Annotated in this window: 10 protein-coding genes; 2 read left to right on the top strand and 8 right to left on the bottom strand. The window is 40.3% G+C overall.

Features of this window, described 5'->3' with window-relative positions:
• Positions 1 to 204: 204 nt before the first annotated feature.
• From B4G81_RS06280 to B4G81_RS06255, 6 genes are all read right to left on the bottom strand, one after another.
• Complete coding sequence (locus B4G81_RS06280) at positions 205 to 987, bottom strand: TatD family hydrolase (RefSeq protein WP_294081131.1); 783 nt, start codon at positions 985 to 987, stop codon at positions 205 to 207.
• Positions 984 to 1,679 (bottom strand): hypothetical protein, encoded by a 696-nt coding sequence (locus B4G81_RS06275; protein ID WP_294081130.1) that lies wholly within the window; start codon positions 1,677 to 1,679, stop codon positions 984 to 986. Before B4G81_RS06275 ends, B4G81_RS06280 begins: the two co-directional genes overlap by 4 nt.
• Before the next feature lie 12 nt (positions 1,680 to 1,691).
• Positions 1,692 to 2,669, bottom strand: coding sequence for a polyprenyl synthetase family protein (locus B4G81_RS06270; RefSeq protein ID WP_414703172.1), 978 nt, complete (start codon positions 2,667 to 2,669; stop codon positions 1,692 to 1,694).
• 70 nt (positions 2,670 to 2,739) lie between these two features.
• Positions 2,740 to 3,438 carry an energy transducer TonB gene (locus tag B4G81_RS06265; protein WP_294081128.1) on the bottom strand — a complete coding sequence of 233 codons (699 nt, stop codon included), beginning with the start codon at positions 3,436 to 3,438 and terminating at the stop codon, positions 2,740 to 2,742.
• Between the two features lie 224 nt (positions 3,439 to 3,662).
• Positions 3,663 to 4,199 (bottom strand): hypoxanthine phosphoribosyltransferase, encoded by a 537-nt coding sequence (gene hpt / locus B4G81_RS06260; protein WP_294081127.1) that lies wholly within the window; start codon positions 4,197 to 4,199, stop codon positions 3,663 to 3,665.
• A gap of 127 nt (positions 4,200 to 4,326) precedes the next feature.
• The gene (locus B4G81_RS06255) at positions 4,327 to 5,043 is read right to left on the bottom strand and encodes a tRNA1(Val) (adenine(37)-N6)-methyltransferase (protein WP_294081126.1); all 717 of its coding nucleotides are present in this window, start codon (positions 5,041 to 5,043) and stop codon (positions 4,327 to 4,329) included.
• 155 nt (positions 5,044 to 5,198) lie between these two features.
• On the opposite strand from B4G81_RS06255, the gene lon reads away from it, so the two are divergent.
• Positions 5,199 to 7,664 (top strand): endopeptidase La, encoded by a 2,466-nt coding sequence (gene lon, locus B4G81_RS06250; RefSeq protein ID WP_294081125.1) that lies wholly within the window; start codon positions 5,199 to 5,201, stop codon positions 7,662 to 7,664.
• A gap of 56 nt (positions 7,665 to 7,720) precedes the next feature.
• Here lon and B4G81_RS06245 read toward each other — a convergent pair whose 3' ends face one another.
• Positions 7,721 to 8,665 carry a calcium/sodium antiporter gene (locus tag B4G81_RS06245; protein WP_294081124.1) on the bottom strand — a complete coding sequence of 315 codons (945 nt, stop codon included), beginning with the start codon at positions 8,663 to 8,665 and terminating at the stop codon, positions 7,721 to 7,723.
• A gap of 154 nt (positions 8,666 to 8,819) precedes the next feature.
• The gene (locus B4G81_RS06240; protein ID WP_294081123.1) at positions 8,820 to 9,338 is read right to left on the bottom strand and encodes an RNA polymerase sigma factor; all 519 of its coding nucleotides are present in this window, start codon (positions 9,336 to 9,338) and stop codon (positions 8,820 to 8,822) included.
• A 379-nt stretch (positions 9,339 to 9,717) separates the two neighbouring features.
• Between B4G81_RS06240 and htpG the strand changes: the two genes are divergently transcribed.
• Complete coding sequence (gene htpG / locus B4G81_RS06235; RefSeq protein WP_294081122.1) at positions 9,718 to 11,613, top strand: molecular chaperone HtpG; 1,896 nt, start codon at positions 9,718 to 9,720, stop codon at positions 11,611 to 11,613.
• Positions 11,614 to 11,624: the final 11 nt, after the last annotated feature.

Raw genomic sequence — 11,624 nt, 5'->3', positions numbered from 1 at the left:
TCAACCACTCGAGCATCTCTCCCTTTAGAGAATGAAAATCTCTTCTGAAAGAGATTTTTCCGAAAACGGGTGCAAATTACAAAAAAAATTTCATTCCCGCTCCATTCGGGTAGCAAAAATACGGAATTTATCAATTATATACCATTTCTACCGTAATAAATTTAATAAAAAACTATTTTCACTCTTCCGCTTGAAATATGAACATCAATCATCATCTTCAAAGTTGAATAATTTTTTAGCGTTACAACTGGTAGTCTGTGCAACCAATTCTATGCTCTGATTCCATATTTCCGCCAATTGTGCGAGAATATACGTCAGATAAGAAGACTCATTTCTTTTTCCTCTATAGGGAACAGGAGCAAGATAGGGGGAATCAGTTTCAAGTACTACCCGATCGGTTGGGCAATGTTTAAGTATCCCGGATAAGCCCGAATTTTTGAAAGTTACCACACCATTAATTCCTATAAGGAAGTTATCCAATTCTAGTATCTCTTCAAGCTCGGCGCTATTACCTCCAAAGCTATGAAAGACTCCTCTCAATGATGATGCCCCCACTCTTCGAATACTTTTTATCACTTCTTCAGTAGCGTTCCTGAAATGAATAGAAACAGGGAGATCCTTTTCTATACTCCATTTTAATTGTTCTTCAAAGGCTCCTATCTGAGCCTCCTGTAGCGAAGTATCCCAATAGAGGTCAACTCCTATTTCCCCCACAGCAATATAATCCCCGCTATTCAATTCCCGATAGATAGGTTCTAATTGTTTTTGCCAATGAGGCTTCACACTGGTAGGATGAAGTCCCATCATAGGATAAAAAAAACCGGGATAATTCAATCCGCATACATTCAAGCGGGATATGGATTCCTCATCAATATTAGGTAATAACACTTTCTCCACCCCTATCTCTTTTGCCCGGGCAACTACCGCCGACAAATCATCCTGAAATTCTTCAGCAAAGAGATGCGCATGGGTATCGATAAGCTTCATTTCGCAATTTCTCCTTTTCTGTAATAATAAACAATGCCGTATTCCCGGTTTTGGGTAAGTCGTTCTTCCGGGGACAAAGAGGTATTGTGTTTTTCCACCTCTTCCCAGATTTCCAAAATAATTTCATCAACTTTTTTCCTATAATCAGCCACTTCCTGTAAGACACGGGCAGTTGCTTTTTGATGTAATTTCTGAGTTTGATACCCTTCTTTAAAAAGGGTAAACATTACATTGACCTTGGCGATAGATGGGTTATAAATCGGTACACCTCCTTGAGCAGTACGCCGTTGTTCCCCCTCAATGATTTTTTGTCCCCACTCCAATAATTGCTCATTAGAGATCAAATCCGGAACCACCATATTATTCTCCTCTAATCCATAGAGAGAGAGCTGCTTTTCTTTGATTTCCGATCGTATCACACACATATACAATACCTGTATAAAATGGGAAATATACATGCGGGCATTCTTTGCCTTCCCCGTAAAGGACTTACCGGCCTTCACCTGGGTATCGTACAACTGTTGATAACGGGCTGATAAATGCTCGAAACGCGTCAATACACTTTTCGCCTCCTCAAGAACACCTATTGAAAAGGAAAGTTCCTGAAAGTCTGTATCGGCAGCCTTTTCCACGGCTGCACTCAAAGCCCTGATACGGGCATTATCTGTATTTGGCAATCTACGATAGGGCATGCGATTGATAATTTATTTCTGCCTGTACATCAGATTCTCCGACAGGATTATCAAATCTTTTTTACGGTTGTCCGGGATATTAATCGATGACAGATACTCCAACGATGCAAGGTAATACTTTTCAATCAGATTTTCAACGGTGAATTTTAAATTTAACTCATCATAAATATTTTTAATGAATTTGATTTTATCCTCGGGGTTATATTCAGTGGCGACCAGCCATTTGAGTAACTCTTCTCTTTGTGCCTTATTGGCGCTTTTTAAACTTCGTATCAACAGGAAGGTCTTTTTATTACACAAAATATCACCGCCTATCTTTTTACCGAATGTTTTAGTATCCCCATAGACATCCAACAAATCATCCTTTAACTGAAAAGCCAGACCGATATTGATGCCAAATTGATAAATTGAATCGGCATCCTTAGCCGGGGCACCGGCAATAATAGCTCCAATTTTCAGTGCACATCCAACAAGTACAGCCGTTTTCAGTCGAATCATTTCAATATATTCTTCTTCGGTTACATCGAGGCGCTGTTCAAAGTCCATATCATATTGCTGTCCTTCACATATCTCCATCGCTGTAGAGGAGAAAAGGTGCAAGATATCGGGAAGCACTTTCTCCGGCACTTTTGCAATATATTTATATGCTTCGATAACCAAGGCATCACCCGAAAGGATCGCACTATTGTCACTCCATTTTTGATGTACGGTAGGATATCCCCGTCTCAAATCAGCTTTATCCATCAGGTCGTCATGGACAAGAGAAAAATTATGGAATATTTCCACAGCAAGTGCTGCATCGATCACCTCCTCTGGATTTTTGCCAAAGAGATCTGCCGCCATCAGCGTCAATAGCGGCCGAAGTCTTTTTCCACCCAAAGATAATATATATTCAGCAGGAACGAATAAGGTCCGGGGTTGATAACCTTTTAATACGCGCTTAATCGACTTGTCGATGATTTTTTCAAAAACAACAATTTTATCTTCCATCATAATAGATTATAAGCAAAAAGCTGCCTTTGAACATCAAAAGCAGCTTTTCCCCTAATTTATAGTTATTTTAGTTTTGCAGACGGAATACTACCGGTAGTGTAAACCGAACACGTACCGCAGATCCACGCTGTTTGCCCGGTTTCCATTTAGGCATCTGCTGGATTACACGGACAGCTTCCTTGTCAAGAGAGGGATCCTGTCCACGAACCACCTGCACGTCAGTAATGCTACCGTCCCGTTCTACCACAAAGTTACAGATTACACGACCCTGAATACCGTTTTCCTGTGCAATGACCGGATACCGGATATTGTCGCTCAAAAACTTCATCATAGCCGCATTTCCGCCAGGGAATTCAGGTTGTTCTTCCACTACCACAAAGATTTCTTCAGTTACCTCTTCCTGTTTAGGTTTGGGTGGTGGAGGCGGAATATAAACCTGGTTTTGTCTCTGTGTTTGGTCATCTTCCGACTTTATCTCCATCCTTGTTTCCACTTTCTCTTCTACCACTTCTATGATCTCGGGGGCTTCCGGTTCCGGTGGAGGTGGAGGGGGCGGAGGAGTCGGTTCGCGACGAGTAATCTCGATTTCCTCTTCGGCCAAGACATCCGCAACAAGAACAGTCTCGTCCAGCTTGCGGGTTTCGGTCGACCATTCAAAAGCGAAGAAAAGGATAGAAACACCCAGTACTAATCCCATCAGGATATATGTACCTCTATGCTTCTCCAAATTCGCTTTCGGCGATTTTTTTACTTGATCTTTGTCCATTGTGTGTTCTTTTTTATCTCTACTGCTTGTTCTCTCACATTGTTCAACTGCAAAAATAGCTATTTTTTCATTTCGGACTACAATTTATAAAGAAATTTCCAGAAAAAAGTCCTTTTTAATTTCTTTATAGACCCTTATCCATTTTTTTACATTAAATAATGCATCTCACGTTCACTGTCTACCGCTATGACATTATAAGCAGGGGTAGGTTTAATGAAGGTCGGTTATTTTACCTTATAGATATCTTTCAGGTTCCGGCCGTAACCATCATAATCCAATCCATAACCGACTATGAAATCATTGGGAATTTCAAGCACTACATAATCGATATAAAATTTTTGCCGTAAAGCAGCGGGTTTAAAAAGTAGAGTGGCAACCCGCACCTCTTTAGGATTATATTTTTCAAGCTGTTTCTTGAGTGCCACCATCGTATTTCCACTATCCACAATATCTTCTATGATCACTACACTGCGTCCTTCAATGCTTTCATTCAATCCCAGCACTTCCTGTACCTTGTTTGTAGTGGCTGTTCCATGGTAGGATGCGAGACGCACAAAAGTAATTTCACTGGGGATGGATACCTCTTTCATCAACTCTCCGGCAAACATAAAGGCACCGTTGAGTACGGCCAGAAATATAGGGTTCTTTCCTTCGAGATCCGAATTGATCCGGCCGGCAATCCGTTTTATCCCTTCTTCAATGATTTCCTGCTCAATAAACAACTCAAATTGCTTATCCCTGATGGTTATGACTTCTTTCACTATGATGGAATTTTAAAACGCCAAAATTACTACTTTTTACAATCACACGAAAATTTTTAAGAATAAAGAGTGGGGAGTGACAACAAAAAATCTCCTTCTTCTGGAAAAGGAAGAATTTAATGCAAAATCACAATGTAAGGTAAAAATCTTTTGCCAGAGATATAAATTCATCAGTATATTGATGTCTGGAAACCTCAATCGTCAGCGAATCAATTACAGTCCTTACCACCGGGGCTAATGCCAATTCAGTCAAAATCCGTTTCGGTTCGTTGTCGGGCAATGGATATACAATTGTTTTCCGCTTCACGAAGTACATATGCTTTTTACATAGAGATTCCAGTTCGGAGCTCTTGCCGTATGGGAGGATGATTGAGAGTATGCCATTCATACCCAGGCACATTCTAGCACAATGCAACAATTCATCCAGGGTTAGCGAAATAGAATGTCTGGCCCTTGCCCGTTTTTCATCTGATGGCATGAGGGAATCTGAAAAATAGGGCGGATTCGTCACGATCAGATCGAAACGGTTTGCATTTTGTTGTGCAAATTCCTGAAAAGCAAAACTAGCTACGGTAATTCTGTCAGGGAAGGGAGAATTCTTTATATTTACTATTGCCTGCTCCACAGCATGGTCATCCACATCAATTGCCACTACCTTTGCATTAGGATTGCGCTGTGCTGCCATCAATGCAATAAGTCCAGTACCCGTACCTACATCCAATATATGAGCAGCATCCTGCACATTAGTCCATGCTCCAATCAGTACACCATCAGTACCCACTTTCATGGCACACTTGTCGTGGAAAACAGTAAATTGTTTAAACCGGAAATAAGGATTGCTCATAATATTAATGTGATGATGTGATGATTTACTGATGTAACGATTGATAAAAGTCAATTACAATAAGTTTGGCACGGATTTTGGTATTGTATACCATACAAAAACTAAAAACAAATATAAACATTTTTCTGTTTGGATTACAGGAAACAATATAAAAGATGAACCCATTCAAAAAACATACGACACTTGAGGAGTATCCGGAGGCAAATGTAATATCTTTCATTGCCAGCGATTTTATCGATGGCAACCAAGAAATTGATGAATCTCTGCTGAAAGAAACACTCCCTTTGCTTCCCCTACGTAATACTATAGTCTTCCCGGGCAGTACACTACCTATATCTGTAGGAAGAAAAAAATCATTGGATCTGATCAAGTCGCTTGGTGGAAAACAAAAATACATAGGATTAGTATGCCAAAAGGATTCCAACGTGGACGATCCCGGAGAAGGCGATCTTTATCCGGTCGGTGTTCTCGCCGAAATAATACGTGTCATTGAGCTTGGCGACAATAACCTGAGTATTATCGTGCAAGCAAAAAAAAGATTTGAATGGCAGCAGATTACCCAGACTGAGCCATACTTAAAAGCTACTTTCAAATTAAGAGAGTATATAAAAGCCTCAAAAGACGACAAAGAATTCAAAGCAATTCTCGATTCCATCCGCGATGCTCTGCTACAGATGATACACCTGTTGGGCGATCCTCCCAAAGAATTAATACAAACCCTCAGCAGTGAATCATTCTCCAGTATGCTCATCAGCTATAGTGGGACTAATTTACCCATAGATGCACATGAGAAGCAGGAACTACTGAGCATCAACGACGATAAAGAGCAGGCTTACCGCTTGCTGATGATCCTCAATCGTGAATCCCAGATACTGGAGTTAAAAATGAATATCCAGATGAAGACTCGTGAAGACCTGAACCGGCAACAGAAAGAATATTTCCTGCAGCAGCAGATCAAAACTATTCAGGAAGAACTGGGAGGAAATACGCAACAGATCGAGATTGATGAATTCAGAAAAAAGGCGAAGGAAAAGAAATGGGGTGAAGAAGTCGGAGAGATATTCGAAAAAGAAGTACAAAAACTGGAACGACTAAATCCTCAATCTCCTGATTATTCAGTACAGTTCGGTTATCTTCAAACTATTCTCGAACTGCCATGGAATATCTATAGTAAAGATAATTTCAGTCTGAAAAATGCCCAAAAAGTGCTTGATAAAGACCATTTCGGCATGGAAAAGGTAAAGGAACGGATTATCGAACACTTGGCAGTATTGAAACTGAAGAGAGACCTAAAGTCTCCCATACTGTGTCTTTACGGGCCTCCGGGTGTTGGGAAAACCTCATTGGGTAAATCCATCGCCGCAGCATTGAATCGTAAATATGTACGCGTTTCGCTTGGCGGTTTACATGATGAAGCTGAAATTCGTGGACATCGTCGCACGTATATTGGTGCCATCCCGGGCCGAATCATTCAGAACATACAAAAAGCAGGAACCTCGAATCCTGTCTTTGTGCTCGATGAAATAGACAAGATAGGAAATGATTTCAGGGGTGACCCCTCCTCAGCTCTGCTAGAGGTATTAGATCCGGAACAGAATTCAACATTTCACGACAACTTCCTTTCTATTGATTACGATCTGTCGAAAGTTCTTTTTATTGCTACTGCAAACAATCTCAATAGTATTCCCCAACCCCTTGTCGACCGTATGGAACTGATCAATGTGGGAGGTTATATTACCGAGGAAAAAATTGAAATTGCCTTCCGCCATCTGATTCCCAAAGAACTTCAGAATCATGGTATCGAGAAAGGTACATTTTCAATTCCCAAATCTGTCCTCCAAAAGATCATAGAAAGTTATACAAGAGAATCGGGAGTACGCGAACTAAATAAAAAGATTGCCAAGATCATGCGCAAAGTGGCCCGGAAAATCGCATCTGATGAACCCTATCCAAAAAGTCTTAAAATATCAGATCTGAGAGAATATCTCGGCATTGAAGAATACAGCAGGGATAGCTATCAGGGTAATCAATATGCCGGCGTTGTAACAGGACTGGCATGGACTGCGGTAGGGGGCGAGATCCTTTTCGTGGAAAGTTCGCTCAGCAGGGGAAAAGGAGCTAAACTCACCCTCACCGGAAATTTGGGTGACGTGATGAAAGAATCGGCGATGTTGGCAATGGAGTATATCCATTCACATGCAGAGGATTTGGAAATTGATCCGGCTGTATTTGAAAACTGGAATACCCATATTCACGTGCCGGAAGGAGCCATACCCAAGGACGGACCATCTGCGGGTATTACGATGATTACCTCCCTGGTATCTGAATATACACAACGGAAGGTACGTTCCAACCTTGCAATGACCGGTGAAATTACACTTCGGGGTAAGGTCCTTCCCGTAGGGGGTATCCGAGAAAAGATCCTTGCAGCAAAACGGGCAGGAATTAAAGAAATTATCCTTTGTAAAGAAAATAAAAAAGATATCGATGAGATCAATCCAGAATATGTCAAAGGACTCACTTTTCACTATGTGGAGGACGTAAAAGAGGTAATAGATCTCGCACTCCTAAAAGAGAAAGTTGATCATCCAAAAGATTTTTCAATCAAGGTGGAAAAATAGCAAAAGTAACATCAGCATATCCTATCAGCTCCGAGCTTCTTAGGATATGCTGTTTTTTACATCGAAGACAGTTTGAAATAAAAGTAAGTTAAAAAAAACAGAATAAATACGACTCCTTGCCAACGTCCAATACGACTGCTCTTCTTCATGAAAAACCATAACAACAAACTGATGCCAATCACAGACAAACTGTCCATATAATTGATATCGGGTGTACTGATAGGCTGAATCAATCCGGCAACCCCCAGGATCAATAGAATATTAAAGATATTCGATCCTACTACATTCCCTATCGCTATATCTGACCGCTTCTTGATGGCGGCCACTACCGAAGTAGCCAGTTCCGGCATACTCGTACCAGCGGCCACGATAGTGAGACCGATTATCGCTTCCGACATCCCCAACCGCTCCGCAATAATGACCGCATTATCTACCAACAAATCGGATCCATAGACCAAAGCCACTAAACCCACCCCAATAAAAAGTACATCTATTACCCAATGCTTGCTTAATCGTATCTCGTCTTCATTCTTTTTATCCCCAGTATTTGTTGTGTCTTTCTTTTTTGAAGATATCAGAAGATACGCTGTATATGAAACAAATAGCAGCATAAAGATCAGAGCCTCACCCCTTGATATTTTTGAATCAAGAAATAGCAGAAAAAACAACACAGAAGCCAATACCATCACCGGCACATCCAACTTCAATAGCTGCCGCTTTACCGCCAACGGATAGATGATGGCGGACAATCCTAAAATAATACCTATATTAAAAAAATTTGATCCCAACACATTCCCTATTGAGAGTGCACTCTGTCCGTTCAATGCAGCTTTCACACTCACTACCAGTTCCGGCGCACTGGTACCTATAGACACAATAGTAAGTCCGATAACCAATGGACTGATACCAATGCGTTTCGCCAGTGAAGATGCTCCGGAAACCAATCCCTCCGCGCCCAAATACAAAATAACCAACGACAATAACAACCAGACAATCTCCATATGCTAATTTCTTTTTTATCGATTACAAAAAATAATTTATTATTTCAATCTACCCACGAGGAACAGGCAACAGATACTTTTTTATTCATAAAAAACCCCTTTACATGAAAGGGGTCTTTTGTATAATTCTTTATTTATCTCTTCACTCATTATATTACTCTGAGTAAAATCTAAAGTCCTTAAGCAGTTCCTGAAGTCTTTTCCTTGCAAAAAATATTCTACTTTTTACAGTTCCAATAGGCAATCCCAGATGTTTCGCGATCTCTTCATATTTATATCCTGAAACATGCATTGAGAATGGCACCTTGTACTCGTCCGTGAAGCTGTTGATTGCTTTATTTATCTCTTTGATAGTATAGGCACCGTCGGGTGTATCAAAACCTGAATCTTGCGGCAAGTTGAGATGATAAAGGTTCTCTGTCTTGTCGATAATCGTTTGGCTTCTGACAATTTTACGGTAATTATTTACGAAAATATTATGCATGATGGTGAAAACCCATCCCTTGAAGTTCACATTCTCGTAATATTTTTCCCTATTATCCAATACACGAAGGGTAGTTTCCTGCAACAGATCTTTAGCTTCCTCCCTGTCGGCAGTTAATGTCAGTGCAAAGTTGAACATATTGTCCTGCAGACCTAATAGCTGTTTTTCGAAAGAAATCTTTGTTTTCATAAGCAATGCGCCTTTAATGTGTTAAATGATCGTTGTCTCTGCAAATATATAGAGATATATTTAAAAACAATTCCTTCATTCCACGTAAAAACGATTAATTAGTGTTAACAAAAAAAGAATCTCTCAAATGATATTGAAACACAACTAATTATATATAAAAAAATAGCCACATGAAGACCTCAATAACAGATAAAAAATATTTATACGACAATCTCCTAAATAAACGATGATAATATTTCAATATCGACTTGTCATTGTAGCGTTATGGCATACAATTTGCAATTTATTCTATATTGGTCCCTGCTTTGCGGGGTTATTCGGCTTCGCCGTATTCACAACGTAAATTTGAATAACAACTAAATAACTATTAAAATAAATTATGGTACAGAAAGGACAAATTGGGGTAACTACGGACAACATTTTCCCCATTATCAAAAAGTTTCTCTACAGTGATCATGAGATTTTTCTCCGTGAAATCGTATCGAATGCAGTCGATGCCAGCCAGAAAATGAAAACACTGTCTGACGTAGGTGATTTCAAAGGTGAACTGGGTGATATATCTATACATGTTTCCGTTGATAAGAAAAAGAAAACACTGACCGTATCCGATCGCGGTATCGGCATGACTGCCGAAGAGGTAGACAAATATATTAATCAGATAGCACTCTCTTCAGCCAACGATTTTCTGGACAAATACAAGGAAAATGCGAATGCTATCATCGGCCATTTTGGGTTGGGGTTTTACTCCTCGTTCATGGTCTCCCAAAAAGTGGAGATTATCACCAAATCATACAAGGAAGATGCAAAAGCTGTAAAATGGTCATGCGATGGCACGCCTGAATTCACGATGGAGGAAGTAGAAAAAGAGGATCGTGGTACAGAGATCATCCTCTATATAGATGATGAAAACAAGGAATTTTTAGAAAAAAACAAGATTGAATCGTTACTTAAAAAATATTGCCGATTCCTTGCGGTACCCATCGTTTTCGGAAAGAAACAGGAGTGGAAAGATGGTAACTATGTGGATACCGAAGAAGATAATATTATCAACGATACCAACCCGCTCTGGCGACAGAAACCGGCAGGACTAAAAGAAGAAGACTACCTTAATTTCTACCGGGAGTTGTATCCGTTCTCATTAAATGACGAACCAATGTTCTGGATCCATTTGAATGTGGATTATCCGTTCCACCTCACCGGCATCCTTTATTTTCCAAAAATAAAAAACAATCTTGATCTGCAACGCAATAAAATCCAACTATACAGTAATCAGGTTTTCGTGACCGATTCGGTAGAGGGTATCGTACCGGAATTCCTGACATTGCTGCATGGAGTGATCGATTCCCCCGATATTCCTTTAAATGTTTCCCGGTCTTATCTCCAAAGTGACCAGAACGTGAAAAAGATATCGAACCATATCACAAAAAAGGTGGCTGATAAGCTGGAAGAGTTGTTCAAAAAAGAACGCAGTAAATACGAAGAGAAATGGGATAGCCTGAAACTCTTTATTGAATACGGTATGCTTTCCGACGAGAAATTCTGCGACAGGGCTCTTAAGTTCGCATTAGTAAAAAATATGGAAAGTAGATATTTCACATCAGAAGAGTATAAAACGCTTACCGAATCAAACCAAACCGATAAGAACGGAGAACTGATTTACCTCTATGCTACCGACCGGCAAGAACAATATACCTATATCGAAGCAGCGAAAGAGAAAGGATATGATGTGCTTCTGATGGATGGCCAGCTTGATACCCACTGGATGGGACTTATGGAACAAAAATCGGAAAAAACCCGTTTCGTGAGGGTAGACAGCGACACCATTGAACATATTATCGAAAAAGAAGAGACAGCAAAAGTGGAACTGACCGACAAACAGAAAGAAAATATGACGGAAGCAGTAAAATCACAATTGCCAACCATCGAAAAAACGGAATTCAACGTCGATTTTAAAGCCCTTGGAGAAAACGCCAGACCTATCCAGGTTACCCGGGACGAATTCTCCCGACGCATGAAAGAAATGGCTGCGATGCAGCAGCAGATGGCTTTCTATGGTGAGATGCCCGACACATATCAAATTGTATTGAATGTAGAGCACCCTTTGATCAAGACTCTTATCGACGAAAGTGAAAATAAGGAGAAAGATGAGCTCATCGCCCAGGTTTCGTCCGACAACCGATTGAAACAATTGGTAGACCTTGCCCTCCTTTCCAACGGAATGCTTAAAGGTGAAGCATTGAGCAATTTTGTGAAAAGGAGTTTCGAGATGGTTTGAAATTTGAACCA

This window comes from Proteiniphilum sp. UBA5384, from assembly GCF_002410825.1.
Lineage (GTDB): Bacteria > Bacteroidota > Bacteroidia > Bacteroidales > Dysgonomonadaceae > Proteiniphilum.
This window is presented reverse-complemented; position numbering and strand designations above follow the sequence as displayed.